A 16,245-nucleotide genomic window follows, 5' to 3' on the forward strand; every position below is an offset into this window, starting at 1 on the left:
TTTAAAGAAAAACATTTTAATATGATATCCAAATTTGGGACAGATTTGTTTATAGATAGGCATCTTGGATTAGGAGATAATGATGAAAGAATTATGCTGAACAAGCTTGGTTTTAATAATATTGATCAATTTATAAATCAAGTTATTCCTGAAGATATTCAGCTTAAAGATAAATCTTCAGAAATATTGCCCCAAGGTTGTTCAGAAATTGAGGCTTTAAACGAATTAGAAAAGATTGCGAATAAAAATACTAAAATGAGATCACTTATAGGCCTTGGTTATTATGACAATCATATGCCTAAAGTTATCCAAAGACATGTTCTTGAAAATCCAAGGTGGTACACATCTTATACTCCATATCAAGCAGAAATTGCACAAGGAAGATTAGAAGCTCTATTTAATTTTCAGACTATTGTTTGTGAACTAACAGGATTCCCTGTTGCTAATGCATCTTTGTTAGATGAGGGCACTGCAGCAGCAGAAGCTATGGCTATGAGTTTTGCCGCAAGAAAAAATAAATCTTCAAAAGTGTACTTAGTGGAGTCAAATGTTTTTGATCATACTTTTAATGTTCTACAAACCAGAGCAAAACCTTTGGGAATAGCCCTAAAACGCTTTACTCAAAGCAACCTTCCTAATCATGATGATGTTTTTGGAATGTTGTTGCAACTACCTGGTAAAAATGGACAATTATACGATCCTACATTCTTAATATCCCAAGCACATAGATCAGAAATTATTGTTACGGCATGTATTGATCCACTAGTGCAAGTTTTGATTAAACCAATTTCTGAATTTGGTGTTGATGTAGCAGTGGGGAGTATGCAAAGATTTGGTGTTCCAATGGGTTTTGGTGGTCCCCATGCAGCATATTTTGCTTGTAGCGAAAGATATAAAAGGCTGATACCCGGAAGAATAGTTGGGCAAACTCTATCTAAAAATGGAGAAAAGTCACTAAGACTAGCATTGCAAACAAGAGAGCAACATATTAGAAGGGAAAAGGCCACTAGTAATATTTGTACTGCTCAATCTTTATTAGCCATAATTTCTTCTTTTTATGCTATTTATCATGGACCCTCTGGATTAACGCAAATTGCTAAGAGATTAGTTGAGTTGAGAATAAATTTAGAATCAAGTTTAGCTGCTTTAGGTTTTGATATTCCTGATGGGATTAGATTTGATAGTGTTGATGTTTATTCTGAGCACTCCCAGAGGATCCATAATGAAGCTTTAAAAAATGGCTATAACTTAAGAATTTTGCCTTTGGGGTCAACTATTGAAAATTCAACTGGCTTTGGGATCTCATTAGATGAGCTTAGTAATGAAAAAGAAATAAAAGATATTTTGACTTTCATAGCAAACCTTATAGAAAAAGAAGAAGATTTAGAGCATATGAAATTTGATAAAGAATTTCATTTTGAAAGTTTAGCTTTGAGATCAAGTGCATGGATGCAGCAAGATATATTCACAAATTACCAAAGTGAAACTGAATTAATGAGATATATATTCCGACTTGCAGAAAAAGATTTTTCTTTGGTAGATGGGATGATCCCACTGGGAAGCTGTACCATGAAGTTAAATTCTGCGGCAGAGTTAAATCCAGTCTCTTGGGCTAATTTATCTTCTATTCATCCTTTTTCCCCACCAGATCAAACTAAAGGCTATTCAAAAATTATATCTGACCTAGAAAAATGGATAAGTGAGATTGTTGGTTTGAAATCAGTTTCTTTTCAACCAAATGCAGGCTCTCAAGGAGAGTTTGCAGGTTTATTGGCAATAAATTCTTATTTTGAATCAAAAGGTGAACTCTTAAGAAAAAAATGTTTAATTCCAAAAAGTGCTCATGGAACAAATCCTGCTAGTGCAGTTATGGCAGGTTTTGACGTGTTAACTGTTGAATGTGATGACGAAGGAAATATTGATTTTCAAGATTTGTCAACCAAGGTCAAGAAATTTGATAACCAAATAGGGGCTCTTATGTTGACTTATCCCTCTACTCATGGAGTTTTTGAATTACAAATCAGAAAGATATGTGATTTAATTCACTCTGTGGGAGGATTTGTCTATTTAGATGGTGCAAATTTGAACGCTCAGGTTGGATTATGTAAACCGGGGAATTATGGAGTTGATGTTTGTCATTTGAATTTACATAAAACATTCTGCATTCCACATGGAGGTGGTGGTCCAGGAGTAGGTCCAGTTGCTGCATCAGAAACTTTAAGCCCATTTCTTCCTACTCATTCTTTAATGGATAATAATTTATCCATTGGTTCCAATTACGTATCTTCTGCCAAGCATGGGAGTGCAAGTATTCTTCCAATAAGTTGGATGTACATAAAAATGGCTGGTCTTAGTGGTTTAAGGAAAGCAACTGCGCATGCAATTTTATCTGCAAATTATATTGCGCATTCTTTAAAGCATAAATTCAAGATTCTTTATAAAGGAAAAAATAATTTTGTCGCACATGAATGTATTTTAGATTTTAGGGATTTAAAATCCAAAACTGGTTTGAGTGTAAATGATTTGGCTAAACGATTAATAGATTATAGTTTTCATGCCCCAACTATAAGTTGGCCTGTTCCAGAGACGATAATGATTGAGCCTACCGAAAGTGAAAGTTTGGTTGAATTGGATAGATTTTGCGAGGCTATGCTATTGATTGGAGAAGAAATCAGCGAAATAGAAAAAAATGTTGCATTAAAGAATAATAATGTAATAAGTAACGCTCCCCATACGCTGAAAGAGTTAATTGCTGATAATTGGCATTATCCTTATTCAAAAGAAAAAGCTTCTTTTCCTTATGAATCACCAACGGCTATTAAGTTTTGGTCTTCAGTTTCTAGGATCAATAATGCATATGGCGATCGCAATTTAATTTGTTCTTGCAATGTAAATCAAGGCGAGACTTTCGAAGAAAAAAAATGTGCTTAAGGGACTAGCGTCCTTATATTTACTTAGTTATTATCAGTGAGAATAAAAATTTAATATTTTCTTATAGAATTTTTTTAAATTTTTTTATTAAAATAATTGAGCATCAAATTTTTTGGGGTATTTGAAGCTATGACTAAAGATTTAAAATCTGGTAATGTTAAGCACCTGCCAGTTAAAAACGTAGATTTACCAAATTTTGTCAATAATTTTTCAGGAGATAACTCAAGCATTTGTTCCATTGAGGGAACTAATGTTATAAGAGTACCCTTTGGTAAAAAATTTCCAAAGAAAAAAAGGCCTGAAAAGAATCAAAATATCGCTACTCTAATACTTCCTTTAAGTTCGTATAATAATCCCACGCCTCCACACGTAGCGTAATTAAGATTAATTTTATTCTATTTCTTTGAGAGTATCTGCATAATAATTTTGAAGTTGTAGTGTTGCTTGATTCCAATCCCATTTTTCTGCTTCGTTTCGTGCCTCTTTTCTCATAACTTCTCTTTTATCTTCATTCACTAGAATTTTTTTTGTCGCTTCAATTAAACTTTGTTCCCCATTATCTTTTTCATCAGGATCATATAAACAACCATTAATCCCATCGCTAATAATATCTGGAATCCCCCCTTTGTTGGCTCCGATAACTGGACATCCTGCTGCCATTGCTTCTAGTAAAACTAATCCAAGTGTTTCTGTACTAGATGGAAATAAAAATATATCTCCAGAGGCATAAGCGCTAGCAAGCTCATCGCCAGATAAGTATCCTATGAAATTAGTCTTTGTATTTTCGAAGATTTTTTCAAGCTGGTTTCTATATGGTCCGTCACCTACAAGTGCTAGGCAAGCATTAGGAATACTCTCTAAGACTGGTTTAATTCTCTCAATTTGTTTTTCTGCTGATAATCTTCCTACATAAATCAATAAGTAATTAGCGTCGTTGTATTTCCCAAATAATTTTTTTCTCATTTTCTCACTTCTCAAATCCGGTCTGAAACTGAAAGTATCTACTCCCCTTTGCCATAGGGCAGTCCTTTGAATACCTTTATCTTTTAACTCATTGACCATAGCGGTGGAAGTACATAAATTTAACAAGGCTTGATTATGAGCTGCTTTAAGTAATTCCCACAAAAGTGGCTCTAACATACCCATACCATAATGTTCCAGATATTTTGGAAGATGAGTATGGTAACTAGCAATTAAAGGAATATTATTAGTTTTCGCTAACCATATGCCACCTAAGCCAAGTACAGCCGGATTAACAACATGTATTAAATCTGGGTTAAATTTTTCTAACTTATCTGAGACTGCAGGACCCGGTAAACCAAGCTTCAACTCAGGGTATAAGGGTAATGGCATTGCAGCAACTCCAACTACAGTTGCACCCATATATGATTCTGGACACCCTTCTGGACAAAAAATTATAACTTCATCACCATTTTTTATTAAAAATTCAATCGTTTTAGTCAGTCTTGTGACTATGCCATCAACTTTAGGTAAAAAAGTTTCAGTAAACAATGCAATTTTCACTTTCTTAAGGTAACTATTTTAGAAATTTTAATTTGTCTTAATTGCCTCAGCTTGTTTTTTAGTCCAGGATGAAACACAAGGTATGCGCTTAAGATCACATCTATTGGAGTATTTTTTGGCAACTTCAACAACTTCTTCTAATAAGCCATTATCAAGAGTCGTTGGGTTTAAACCTAATTCTATAAAACATTTATTATCAACAATTAGATCATTTTCTACCGCTTCATTCCTTGGATTCGGTAAATAATTAATATCAGCTCCTGTTAGAGAAGCAACTTTTTTAGCTAGTTCTCCAACTTGATGACTCTCAGTCATTTGATTAAAGATTTTGACTCTTTCTCCAGATTTTGGAGGATTTTCAAGAGCAAGTTGTACGCATTTTACAGAGTCTTTTATATGAATAAATGCTCTTGTTTGTCCGCCTGTCCCATGTACACTTAATGGATATCCAATTGCAGCTTGCATTAGAAATCTGTTTAAAACAGTTCCATAATCTCCGTCATAGTCAAATCGGTTTGTCAATCTAGGATCTTTTAAAGTTGCTTCTGTATTTGTTCCCCAAACAATGCCTTGATGTAAATCGGTAATCCTTACAAGATCATTTTTGTTGTAGTAAAGAAATAATAATTGATCTAAGGTTTTAGTCATATGGTAAACACTACCTGGACTTGCAGGGTGTAATATTTCTTCTTCAAATCGGCTTCCATCTGGTTGTGGAACTTCAACTTTTAAATAACCTTCTGGAATTGTTGCTCCTCTATGTGATCCATATCCATAGACTCCCATTGTTCCTAAATGAACAACATGAATATCTAAATTACTCTCTACTATTGCAGCAAGAAGGTTGTGGGTGCCATTAACATTATTATCCACTGTATATCTTTTGGTGAAACTGGATTTCATCGAGTAAGGTGCTGCCCTTTGTTCTGCAAAATGGATTACGGAATCTGGTTTTTCATCAATTAGCAAATTGAGTAATTTTTGATATTGTTTAGAGATATCCATATTAAGAAACCTCATAGGCTTACCTCCAATCTCTTCCCATGCAGAAAGTCGTTCTGTTATCGAAGCAATTGGAGTTAAAGATTCTACTTCTAGATCAATATCAATTTTTCTACGACTTAAATTGTCGACAATAATAACATCATGATTTTGCTCTGCTAAATTCACCGCACAAGGCCAACCGCAAAAACCATCTCCACCTAGAACAATAACTTTCACTCAGAACTCCAGAATTAAAAGATTCATAATATATTTATTAAATTACTACAGTGTGCTTCCACTTTGTGAAAAAACATTGTAAATAGTTTCAAATCTTCTTTCTTAATACGATAAATAAAAGCAAATAATAAATTTTTACTTTCTTTTTAAACTTTTCTCAATTTAGAGAATCAGATAGATATGTTTTTTTCCGGCGAACTTGCTACTGCAAAGTCTTGTTTTTTAATTCTTCCTGCCAGAAAAGCTTGCCTGCCAGCTTTCACACTATAATTAATCGCTTGAGCCATTAGAGGAGGGTTTGCAGCTTGTGCTATTGCACTATTGATTAAGACACCATCAGCTCCAATTTCCATCGCTTGAGAAGCTTCACTAGGCACCCCAATTCCTGCGTCAATTATTACTGGTACTTTTGCATTCTCAATAATTATCCTTATATTTGATAAATTTAACAAACCTTGCCCGGAGCCTATGGGCGAGCCCAATGGCATTATAGTTGCACAACCTATTTCTTCTAGTCTTTTTGCAAGAATAGGATCTGCATTGATATAAGGTAGTACAGCGAAACCTTTTTTTATTAAAATTTCGGCTGCTTTAAGAGTTTCTATTGGATCTGGTAGCAAATACTTTTTGTCAGGAATAACCTCTAACTTCACAAAATTATTTTCTTCTTGACCAGATAATTTTGCAAGTTCTCTACCTAAAATTGCTATTCTGACTGCCTCATCGGAATTAACACAACCAGCTGTATTAGGCAGCATCCAGTATTTTTCCCAGTTGATCTTTTCGAGTAAATTTTCTCCGGTCTGATCATTCTTAATTCTTCTAACAGCAACGGTTATAATTTCCGTTTCAGAATTTGACAAACTTTCCACCATATCTTGAGTAGATCTGTATTTGCCAGTACCAACCATTAATCTACTGGAAAATTGTTTTCCACCAATTAGTAAAGAAGAATAATTTTCCATATTTAGAATCCCTTATCTTTAATACCTTTATAAGGTTTGTAATTATTTCTTTTTTCTAACTCCTTACTTTTTTTAATTGCTGTTTTGTTTTTTGGATCTATCACCAAAACCTTTTGATAAGTAGCATATGCCAAGTCATACTCAAGTAAACGCTGTTGTGCTGATGCTAGGTTATTTAGGGCTATAGGATATTCTGGGAGTGATTTTATTGCAGAGTTATAGTGTTTAATTGCTTTCTTAAATTCATTTTGAGCGGCATAGGAGAATCCTAAAGCATTGTTTATTATCGCTTTGGCTTCATCAGGTTCATTTTCATAGTTTTCAATTGCTTTTAAAAAAGTTTTAGTTGCTTCAGAATATAATCTTTTTTTTATCTGAATAGACCCAAATTCATATAATTCTGTAGCTTTTGTGAGAGAATCTAAACCTTTTTGCTCGAATTTTACTAAATTTAGTTCTTCACTTCTTGTTTTTAGAAATTGTCTGAATACAAAAATAGAAATTATTATTAATACAACAAAAAGAATTATTAAATAAGATTGGAAGGAAGATATTTCCATTATTTATATTTATTTTTCTAAATTATATTCTTTTTTCTACTTACTAATAGAAGAAACTATTTTTTCAAAACACTTAGGATCGTTTAAGGCTAATTGAGCAAGCATTTTTCTATTTATAATAATTTCTGAATTTTTCATGCCATTTATCAACTTGCTATAGTTTGTACCATTTATCCTGGCAGATGCGTTAATTCTAGAAATCCAAAGTCTTCTAAAATCTCTTTTTCTTCTTCTTCTATCCCTATAAGCATTACAAAGAGCTTTCATCACTCTTTGATTTGCTGTCCTGAAAAGATTTTTGTTACCGCCTCTAAAACCTTTTGCAAGATTTAAGATTTTGTTTCTTCTTTTTCTGGCTATGTTGCCTCTTTTTACACGTGCCATGAATTATTTGGGAATGGGGTTAACTACTTATGCGTATGGAATCATTAATTTTACATTATCAGCATCTCTTTCATCAACTACTGCTTTTGTTGAAAGATGTCTTTTTAATTTTGAGCTCTTATGATCAAGTAAATGATTATGGAAAGCTCTTCTTCTCATGAATTTACCCGTTGCAGTAGCTTTAAATCTTTTGGCGGCTGATTTACGAGTTTTTAGTTTAGACATTTAAGTCAAATGTGTTTAATTAGGATAATCTAATCCTTTATATGCATTGGCGCAAATTAAAGTTTTTAATTGATAAAGAAAGTTCCAATTTATGAAATTTAAATACACCTTTTTAAATTTAATTTTAGGCTTTATTTCCTTATCATTAATTAATGCTAAATTTACTTCTAATGTATCCGCAGAAGAAGCACTAGAGATTCAACTCAGTACAGAAATTAAAAAAGGAAAATTTTTAATTGGTCTAAAGCAATATCTTGGCGGGGAAAATGATAGTTTTTCTAACAAGAAAAATATAAATTTTATAACTAATAAAGGCTTTTTAAAATTACAATCTTCTAACGGAATCCAATTTAAAGCAAATGAGATTAATATTATCTGGAGAGAAATTCCTATTAATAATCCTAAAACAATAGAAAGAATTGTATTTGGTCCTTTTGCCAGTTATGAATCAGCAAAAAAACAGGCAGAAAAACTAAAAGCTAAGGGGTTTGAGTCTACTATTGCTTATCCTAAAAATTGGGAAGTATGGATTCCATTTGAAGATGATCTTCCGAAGTTTGAATTAAGAAATAGGATTTATAGAAAAATAAAAAATTCTCAAATTACACCTTTTCTTTTTAGTCAAGATATTTCAAAGAAACTTAAGGGACCTATACATATTTATTCTGACGAAGAAATCAAAATAAATGATGTTAATTTCGGCAAAAATTTTTATCTAGCACAAGATTTATATGGAACTTGGACATTAATTCAAAAAATTAAATTTAATGATTATTTGGCAGGTGTTTTGCCACATGAAATTGGACCGAGTTCCCCTTTAGAAGCACTGAAAGCTCAAGCTGTTATAGCACGAACTTGGGGAATTTATAATTCTGAAAGATTTAATATGGATCAATATCACTTATGTGTAAGTACTCAGTGCCAAGTTTATAAGCCTCCTAAAGTTAAAAATAAAAAAGTCCAAAAAGCCATACAAACAACGTCTAATCTAATTCTCCAATATAAAAATAAACCAATAAATGCTTTTTATCATGGCTCTAATGGTGGGATATCTGCTATAGCAGGAGAGTCTTGGCAAATGCAAAATTATCCTTATTTTCATTCAATAATAGATGGTTCTAAATCATTAAATAAAGTTTTTAAGATGCCTATCTCTAATGAATCTGAATTATCTAATTTTTTAGATTATGAGAAAGAAAAGTTTTATGGTAGCAATCATTATCTGTTTCGCTGGAAAAAGAAAATTTCAAGTCTCAGAATTAAAGAAAAGTTAATTAAAAACAAACTTATAAATATTAATAATAGTGTTATAAACTTAAATACTATTGAAAGAGGTCCAAGCGGTAGAGTAACTAAATTAGAAATAAAGACGAATAAAGGTAATCAATCTATTATTTTAGAAAAAGATAATATTCGAAGAGTATTAAGTTTTATCCCTAGTAATTTATTTACTATTAATAAATTAAGTGATGATTTATGGCTTTTGAAAGGTGGGGGCTTCGGTCATGGTGTAGGTTTATCACAATCAGGAGCAATTGAAATGGCTGAATTAGGATTCTCTTATGAAGAAATATTGAATCATTACTATCGAGATGCAAAACTCGAAAAAATTGAGATATTGTCTCAATGACAAACACATAATTAAAATTGACTTTTATGAACAATGGTTTTTATAAAAATCGAAGATTAAAGTCTTTCATATTTTTTTGTGCTTGTTTTTTAATAGCTATCATTCCTCATTTATACAAAGTCAGGGTTTATTTTAATGTTATTTTGATCCTCTCTTTTATTATTGCTGCTTATGGTTTAACTGTTATTTCCAGAAATTTAAAAAGGAATAATGCTTCTAATACTTTTAGTAATAGAGTTACAAACAAAGAGCTACCTGAACTTGATATTTTAGTTGCAGCTAGAGATGAAGAGAATGTTATAGCAAGATTAGTGGAAAGGTTATTTAATTTGGACTATCCAACAAATAAATTAAATATTTATATTATTGATGACGGCAGTTCTGATAATACGCCTTTAATTTTAGATCGTTTATCCAAGCAATTCCAAAAGTTAAAAGTAATTAGTCGCTCTCCAAATGCGGGCGGCGGGAAGTCAGGAGCCTTAAATTTTGCCTTGAAGTTTACTCATGGTGAGTGGATATTAGTTTTGGATGCTGACGCTCAATTAAAAAAAGATTCTTTGACAAGGTTATTTAGTTTTGTAGAGGAGGGTCATTGGTCTGCAGTTCAATTAAGAAAATCAGTAACAAATGTAAGTAAGAATTTTTTAACTTCATGTCAGTCGATGGAGATGGCTATGGACACGATTTTTCAATATGGAAGGTTATCAGTTGCTGGAGTTTCTGAATTAAGAGGAAATGGCCAGTTAATTAAAAAAGAGACGTTAATGGCATGTGGTTCGTTTAATGAAGACACAGTTACTGATGATCTCGATTTAAGTTTAAGATTATTATTGTCAAAATCCAGGATTGGAATCTTGTGGGATCCTCCAGTTATGGAAGAAGCAGTTGAGAATTTAAATGCTTTATTAGCACAAAGGCAAAGATGGGCAGAGGGGGGCTTGCAAAGATTTTTTGATTATGGGGATCAATTATTTACTGATAAAATTGATTATTTGCAGAAATTTGATTTAACTTACTTCTTCATACTGCAATATGCACTACCAATAATTTCAATTTTTGATTTAGTTCTCAGTATCGCTTTTTTAGAATCACCTATTTACTGGCCTATTTCAATCACGGCTTTTGTATTATCTGGAATTGCTTTTTGGTATGGTTCTACCTGCCAAAGCGAAGTACCTGTATTACAAAAGAGAAATTTTTTGATGATATGTTTATCAGTTTTTTATCTATCACATTGGTTTTTGGTTATTCCTTGGGTAACATTTAAAATGTCTATTTTTCCCAAAAAGATTCTTTGGAGAAAAACTCTTCATACTGGAGTTTAAGTTATTAATCGAGGTCTATAATTTCACCATTAAAGAAATTTGCTAAATTTTTTGAACTATCATCATTAGTTTCCTGTTTAGATATTGTTTTTGAAAAATTAGTTTTTGTTTCTATTTTTTTGATAGGTTTCGTGTTATTTATTTCATTTGCTGGTATTTCTGAAGAGTTATTTGGGTCAATTTTATTAGTCAATTGCCTGGTAGAAAAATTAAGTATTATTTGATCTCCAAATATCTTTTTTATCGTATTTTCAATTATGACTTTTCTGCTCTTTATCATGTTTTCCCAGTTTGGAGATAATGCAATTGTGATTTTTTCAGAATCAAAACTTTCAAGCTCAGCTTGTTGTGAAAGTAACATTCTTGTAGATGGTAACTCTAATTTAGAGAGAATTAATTCCCATTTGTTTTTTAAATCATTTGGACTGGGATCATTGAGGCTATTAGCAGGTATATTTTTTGTGCTTTCTTTTTTAAGAATGTTAAAATTTTCTAATTTTTTTTCTTTTTTTACAAGTGATTCTTCTCCATTTATATGATCCTTGGTACTGGGATTTTGAATTTCATTAGAACTATTTTCTTTATTGATAATTTCTTTGTTTTTTATTATTTCATGCTTCTCTCTGATCGCATCATTTTTATTGTTTGGTTCATTTTCAGAATTTATTATTTCTTGGTTATTTAAAAGACTTGTTAAGTGTATTTCAAACCAAAGTCTAGGATTATCACTTGTCTTGATTTGATATTCAATATTTCTTAGGCTGTGATGCCAATTAATTATTGTTGATTTATTTATTGTTTTTGAGATCTTATCTAATTCATCTTGAAATTCATCCGACGTATAATACAGATCTGAATATTTGTTTTGTGTAGTATGCAACAGTAAATCTCTAGTTATGTTCAATAACCCAACAATTATTTGATGAGGTTCGTTTCCAGCATCATATAATTTATTGCATGCAATTATTAATGACTCTGGCTTATTATTAATTAGTGTCTTAATCAGATTTGTTAATTCAATTTCTGATACTTCTCCTAGTAAGTTTTGAATATTTTTAACTGTTATGCCTTCGGGCAATAGATTAATTTGCTCAAGTAGGCTTTGAGCATCTCGCATTCCTCCATTAGATCTTTTTGCTAGCATTTTTAATGCTTGCACTTCATATTTAATGAATTCTTTTTCCGCTATTTCAGATAAATGGTTGAAAATGTCACCAGGGCTTATTCTTCTAAAATCAAACTTTTGGCATCTACTTTGTATTGTATTTAATACTCTTTCGGGATTTGTTGTAGCAAGGATAAATACAACTCTTGAGGGTGGTTCTTCAATAGTTTTTAGTAAAGCATTTGAAGCTGCTGTTGAAAGCATATGACATTCATCAATTACATATACTTTCCATCTTGCTTGAGTAGGTGCGAATTGTGCTCTCTCTATGATTTCTCTTATATTTTCAACTCCTGTATTCGATGCTGCATCAATCTCGATAATATCTAGTGCCTCACCATCTGAAATTTGTCTACATAAGTCGCATTTACCGCAAGGATTTATTGTTGGTTGTTCGAATGATTGGCAATTTAAAGATTTCGCAAATATTCTTGCACTTGATGTTTTTCCAGTGCCTCTCGGACCATTAAAAAGATATGCAGGGGCAATTTTTTTTGTTAGTATTGCTTGCTTTAGAGTAATAGATATGAAATCTTGCCCAACCAGTTCATCTAGTTTGTTTGGTCTATATTTTTGATGAAAAGGTTTATGTATATTTGACATTTATTCTTTATTAGTAAGAACAATTCAGATTTAAATTGCAACAATTAAATTTAAATTGTTAAGCAGATTCTTTAATGATTCTTTTAGATCCTGAAGGTAGTTTAACAATTTTGGATGAAAGTAAATTATCTACCATTTTTTTTGTAATTGTGAATTCTTTTATATTTTCTTCCGAAGGCAAAGTGTACATAATATCTAGCATTAGTTCTTCAATTATTGATCTTAATGCTCGTGCACCTGTTTTTCTTTTATATGCCTCATTAGCTATCGCTTCAACAGAATCAGAGTCAAATTTTAATTCAACATTATCCATGCTTAGCAAGGTCTTGAATTGCTTTACTAGTGCATCTCTTGGTTGAGTCAAAATAGATTCTAATGTTTCTTTAGTAAGACGATCTAATACAGCACAAACTGGAATTCTTCCAATAAATTCGGGAATCAGGCCATATTTAACTAAATCATCTAACTCTAAATTTTTAAGAGAATCTCTTGGGTCTAGTATTTTTTTTGTTTCAACTTTGTTTTGATCTGAATTAGTAGTAAACCCTATTGAATGTTTACCCATTCGCTTTTGAACAATATCCTCTAAACCAATAAAAGCCCCTCCGCAAATAAATAAAATTTGACTTGTATCAATTTGAATGCAGTCATGATAAGGATGTTTTCTACCCCCTTGCGGTGGAACATTAGCAACAGTTCCTTCAAGCATTTTTAGTAATGCCTGCTGAACTCCTTCACCAGATACATCTCTTGTAATTGAAGGATTCTCACTTTTTCTTGCAATTTTATCTATTTCATCTATGTAAATTATCCCTCTTTGAGCTAACTCTACATTCATCTCTGATTTTTGTAGAAGTCTTAGAAGTATATTTTCTACATCTTCTCCAACATATCCAGCTTCTGTCAAAGTTGTTGCATCAGCTACTGCAAAAGGAACATCTAGAAATTCAGCTAAAGTTTGTGCCAGTAATGTTTTTCCGCTTCCAGTTGGTCCGATAAGTAAGATATTTGATTTCTGTAATTTTGTTGCTTGTGCATCTTTTGAATTGTTATTTTTACTTTCTTCTTTAACTTTCCAAGCTAATCTTTTGTAGTGGTTGTATACGGCTACTGATAAAATCTTTTTTGCTGAATCTTGTCCGACGACTTGATTATCAAGGAAACTTTTAATTTCTAATGGTTTAGGAATTGAGTTTAATTCTAAAGGAATTGATTTTTCTAAATGATCAGTTTGTAGTTTCTTTTTTACTTGCGAGGAATTATTTGTATTAACTTGATTATCAAGAAGTTCTTCATCTAGAATTTCATTACAAAGATCTATGCATTCATCACAGATATAAACGCCAGGACCAGCTATTAGCTTTCTAACTTGGTCTTGAGATTTTCCGCAAAATGAACATTTAAGATGGGCGTCGAATTTAGCCATCGATTATAAAGTTAAAAGTAAAGGTTTTAAATATTACCTATTTACTAGGATTGCTTATAAAACTCGATTCGTCATCATATTCTTAAAAATAAACTTTAGCTTGTTATTTTTTGATAACTTTATCAATTAATCCATATTCAACTGCTTCAGAGGGAGATAAGAAGTAGTCTCTTTCTGTATCCTCATTAATTTTTTCTATAGGTTGTCCAGTGTGTTCTGCTAAAAGGGAATTTAAAGTCTTTTTAAGAAAAAGTATTTCTTTAGCTTGTATTTCAATTTCTACTGCTTGACCTTGTGCACCACCAAGAGGCTGGTGAATCATAATCCTAGAATTGGGTAAAGCTAATCTTTTCCCCTTTGCACCTCCAGAAAGTAAAAATGCTCCCATGCTTGCAGCAACCCCAAAGCATATTGTCACTACATCAGGCGATATTTGTTGCATAGTATCGTATATGGCCATTCCAGCAGTAACTGAGCCACCAGGAGAGTTAATGTATATTTGAATATCTTTTTCGGGATCTTCAGCTTCAAGGAATAATAGTTGTGCAACAAGAGAATCAGAAACTTGATCATTAATTCCAGTACCTAAAAAAATTATTCTCTCCCTTAAAAGTCTTGAATAAATGTCGAAAGCTCTTTCGCCTCTTCCCGATTGTTCTACGACAGTAGGAACAGCGGCACTAATTTTGCTTGTGCTTTCAAAAGAACTTATTGAACTTTGAATTAGATGTTTTTTTTCTGAGTTCACAAAAATTTTTGTCTTATAGATAATTTAAGGGTTTTTTGTTCAATTAGTAGGAAATTTTATAAATTATTTTTTTTCTTTTTCATTTTGAGTTTTTGTCGCTTTTTTTGTTTTAGTTGTATTTTTTGTCGCTTTTATTGTTTTGGAGGTTTTGGCAGTTTTAGTAGTTTTTGTTGATTTTTCTTTTACTTCGGAATTTTCTTCAAGCCAAATTATTAATTTTTCTTTAAGTAAATCGCTACTTATAACTTCTGTTAATTTTTCAATATCAATTTGTTTTGAAGATTTTGAGATTGCATCTTCATAATCTTTCATTTTTAAATCAACTTCATCTTTTGTAACTGTAATGTTTTCTTTTTCGGCTAATGCTTTTAAGGCTAAATTTCTTTGAACATTTTTTTCAGCCTGAGGTCTTGTGGACTCTGCTAATGACTTAACTAATTCTGGAGTAAAAGTAGATTTTACATCAAGACCTTGTTGAGCAAATCTTTGTGCAGTTTGTTCAATATTATTCCTCACTTCTATATCAATCATAGATTTTGGAATTTCAGCAACTAATTCGTTTGTTAAAGCATCTAATAAAGCTTCAATTTTGATATCTCTTTGAGTTTTTTCAAAATTGTCTTTAAGTTGCTTTTCTAAATCTGTCTTTAACTCTTTTAATGATTCTTTATTTCCTGACTGTTTTGCAAAATCGTCATTAAGTTCAGGCAATTCTTTTTCCTTAAGATCCTTAAGATTCACTTCAAAGATGGCTTCTTTGCCTCTTGAATCCTCATGAGAATAATCATTAGGAAATTTAAGGTTAAGTATCTTAGTATCACCAATTTTCATCTTTACGATCCCTTCAACGAAGCCTGGAATCATTTTGTTTTTTTCTAATTCAAGATCCATTGATTCACTTGACCCGCCATCAATCTCTTTACCAGAATCTTTGTATTTCCCTTGGAAACTAACTACAGCAATATCTCCTAATTTTGCTGCTCTATCGGTTACTGGAATAATATTTGCAAATTGAATTCTAGATTTTTCTAGCGCTTCATCCACTGACTTAGGATCAAACTTAGTTTTTGAGATTTCAACACTAATTCCTTTAGATTTTTTTAGTTTTAATTTGGGTGCAACATCGGTTTGAAGAGTAACCTTAAGTGATTTTTCAGGACTAAATTTTGCAAGTAAAGATTCAAATCCATCTACCAATTCTGGCTCACTTAGTGGCTCTATAGATTTTATTTTTAATGCTTCCTGCCATGATTTATCAATGATTTTTTCTAAAGCAGAAGCATGTAATTGTGTTATTCCAATTCTTTGGATTAAGACTTGTTTAGGAATTTTACCAAGTCTAAATCCTGGAATTTTAGCCGAACGACTAATAGTACTGATTGTTTCGTTTACGCAAGTTTTGCATGTCTCAGATGGTATTTCTAATTCAAATGAAATTCTACTTTGAGGCAGAGTAGTTGTTTTGACTATTAATGCTTCTTTAGTCATGTTTTTTTTGTAATTATTACTATGAGCCGAATCTTAATTATTTCACA

At 31.7% G+C, this 16,245-nt stretch carries 14 protein-coding genes; 4 read left to right on the top strand and 10 right to left on the bottom strand.

The window, feature by feature from the left end; genetic code table 11:
* Positions 1–21: 21 nt before the first annotated feature.
* Together gcvP and JJ847_02660 are read left to right on the top strand one after the other, a co-directional pair.
* Positions 22–2,931, top strand: coding sequence for an aminomethyl-transferring glycine dehydrogenase (gene gcvP, locus JJ847_02655; protein ID MBO6959786.1), 2,910 nt, complete (start codon positions 22–24; stop codon positions 2,929–2,931).
* A gap of 129 nt (positions 2,932–3,060) precedes the next feature.
* Positions 3,061–3,309: a hypothetical protein gene (locus tag JJ847_02660; protein MBO6959787.1), complete on the top strand. Its 249-nt coding sequence runs from the start codon at positions 3,061–3,063 to the stop codon at positions 3,307–3,309.
* 12 nt (positions 3,310–3,321) lie between these two features.
* On the opposite strand, the gene JJ847_02665 is transcribed toward JJ847_02660, so the two are convergent.
* From JJ847_02665 to rpmI, 6 genes are all read right to left on the bottom strand, one after another.
* The gene (locus JJ847_02665; protein ID MBO6959788.1) at positions 3,322–4,455 is read right to left on the bottom strand and encodes a glycosyltransferase family 1 protein; all 1,134 of its coding nucleotides are present in this window, start codon (positions 4,453–4,455) and stop codon (positions 3,322–3,324) included.
* A gap of 27 nt (positions 4,456–4,482) precedes the next feature.
* On the bottom strand, positions 4,483–5,676 hold the full coding sequence (locus JJ847_02670; protein ID MBO6959789.1) for an NAD-dependent epimerase/dehydratase family protein: 1,194 nt from the start codon (positions 5,674–5,676) through the stop codon (positions 4,483–4,485).
* A 170-nt stretch (positions 5,677–5,846) separates the two neighbouring features.
* Positions 5,847–6,641, bottom strand: coding sequence for a thiazole synthase (locus JJ847_02675; protein ID MBO6959790.1), 795 nt, complete (start codon positions 6,639–6,641; stop codon positions 5,847–5,849).
* Between the two features lie 2 nt (positions 6,642–6,643).
* Complete coding sequence (locus JJ847_02680) at positions 6,644–7,201, bottom strand: tetratricopeptide repeat protein (protein MBO6959791.1); 558 nt, start codon at positions 7,199–7,201, stop codon at positions 6,644–6,646.
* 36 nt (positions 7,202–7,237) lie between these two features.
* Entirely contained in the window at positions 7,238–7,585 is a 348-nt protein-coding gene (rplT, locus tag JJ847_02685) for a 50S ribosomal protein L20 (GenBank protein ID MBO6959792.1), read from the bottom strand.
* Positions 7,586–7,612: 27 nt separating this feature from the next.
* On the bottom strand, positions 7,613–7,810 hold the full coding sequence (rpmI, locus tag JJ847_02690; GenBank protein MBO6959793.1) for a 50S ribosomal protein L35: 198 nt from the start codon (positions 7,808–7,810) through the stop codon (positions 7,613–7,615).
* Between the two features lie 91 nt (positions 7,811–7,901).
* On the opposite strand from rpmI, the gene JJ847_02695 reads away from it, so the two are divergent.
* Together JJ847_02695 and JJ847_02700 are read left to right on the top strand one after the other, a co-directional pair.
* Positions 7,902–9,440 carry a SpoIID/LytB domain-containing protein gene (locus JJ847_02695; GenBank protein MBO6959794.1) on the top strand — a complete coding sequence of 513 codons (1,539 nt, stop codon included), beginning with the start codon at positions 7,902–7,904 and terminating at the stop codon, positions 9,438–9,440.
* Between the two features lie 26 nt (positions 9,441–9,466).
* Complete coding sequence (locus JJ847_02700; protein ID MBO6959795.1) at positions 9,467–10,768, top strand: glycosyltransferase family 2 protein; 1,302 nt, start codon at positions 9,467–9,469, stop codon at positions 10,766–10,768.
* 4 nt (positions 10,769–10,772) lie between these two features.
* On the opposite strand, the gene JJ847_02705 is transcribed toward JJ847_02700, so the two are convergent.
* From JJ847_02705 to JJ847_02720, 4 genes are all read right to left on the bottom strand, one after another.
* The gene (locus JJ847_02705) at positions 10,773–12,536 is read right to left on the bottom strand and encodes a DNA polymerase III subunit gamma/tau (protein MBO6959796.1); all 1,764 of its coding nucleotides are present in this window, start codon (positions 12,534–12,536) and stop codon (positions 10,773–10,775) included.
* 58 nt (positions 12,537–12,594) lie between these two features.
* Positions 12,595–13,962, bottom strand: coding sequence for an ATP-dependent protease ATP-binding subunit ClpX (clpX, locus tag JJ847_02710; protein ID MBO6959797.1), 1,368 nt, complete (start codon positions 13,960–13,962; stop codon positions 12,595–12,597).
* Positions 13,963–14,065: 103 nt separating this feature from the next.
* Positions 14,066–14,647 carry an ATP-dependent Clp endopeptidase proteolytic subunit ClpP gene (gene clpP / locus JJ847_02715; GenBank protein ID MBO6959798.1) on the bottom strand — a complete coding sequence of 194 codons (582 nt, stop codon included), beginning with the start codon at positions 14,645–14,647 and terminating at the stop codon, positions 14,066–14,068.
* A 126-nt stretch (positions 14,648–14,773) separates the two neighbouring features.
* Positions 14,774–16,198, bottom strand: a complete 1,425-nt coding sequence (locus tag JJ847_02720) for a trigger factor (GenBank protein ID MBO6959799.1) — start codon at positions 16,196–16,198, stop codon at positions 14,774–14,776.
* Between the last annotated feature and the right edge of the window lie 47 nt (positions 16,199–16,245).

Origin of the sequence: Prochlorococcus marinus CUG1438 (assembly GCA_017644325.1) — a bacterium.
Taxonomy (GTDB): Bacteria; Cyanobacteriota; Cyanobacteriia; order PCC-6307; family Cyanobiaceae; genus Prochlorococcus_A; species Prochlorococcus_A marinus_AA.

Coding starts and splice junctions, on each gene's coding strand:
- JJ847_02705 (MBO6959796.1), bottom strand. CDS start 12,536: ATGTCAAATATACATAAACCTTTTCATCAAAAATATAGACCAAACAAA.
- JJ847_02700 (MBO6959795.1), top strand. CDS start 9,467: ATGAACAATGGTTTTTATAAAAATCGAAGATTAAAGTCTTTCATATTT.
- JJ847_02675 (MBO6959790.1), bottom strand. CDS start 6,641: ATGGAAAATTATTCTTCTTTACTAATTGGTGGAAAACAATTTTCCAGT.
- JJ847_02720 (MBO6959799.1), bottom strand. CDS start 16,198: ATGACTAAAGAAGCATTAATAGTCAAAACAACTACTCTGCCTCAAAGT.
- gcvP (MBO6959786.1), top strand. CDS start 22: ATGATATCCAAATTTGGGACAGATTTGTTTATAGATAGGCATCTTGGA.
- rpmI (MBO6959793.1), bottom strand. CDS start 7,810: ATGTCTAAACTAAAAACTCGTAAATCAGCCGCCAAAAGATTTAAAGCT.
- JJ847_02695 (MBO6959794.1), top strand. CDS start 7,902: ATGAAATTTAAATACACCTTTTTAAATTTAATTTTAGGCTTTATTTCC.
- JJ847_02680 (MBO6959791.1), bottom strand. CDS start 7,201: ATGGAAATATCTTCCTTCCAATCTTATTTAATAATTCTTTTTGTTGTA.
- clpX (MBO6959797.1), bottom strand. CDS start 13,962: ATGGCTAAATTCGACGCCCATCTTAAATGTTCATTTTGCGGAAAATCT.
- JJ847_02660 (MBO6959787.1), top strand. CDS start 3,061: ATGACTAAAGATTTAAAATCTGGTAATGTTAAGCACCTGCCAGTTAAA.
- rplT (MBO6959792.1), bottom strand. CDS start 7,585: ATGGCACGTGTAAAAAGAGGCAACATAGCCAGAAAAAGAAGAAACAAA.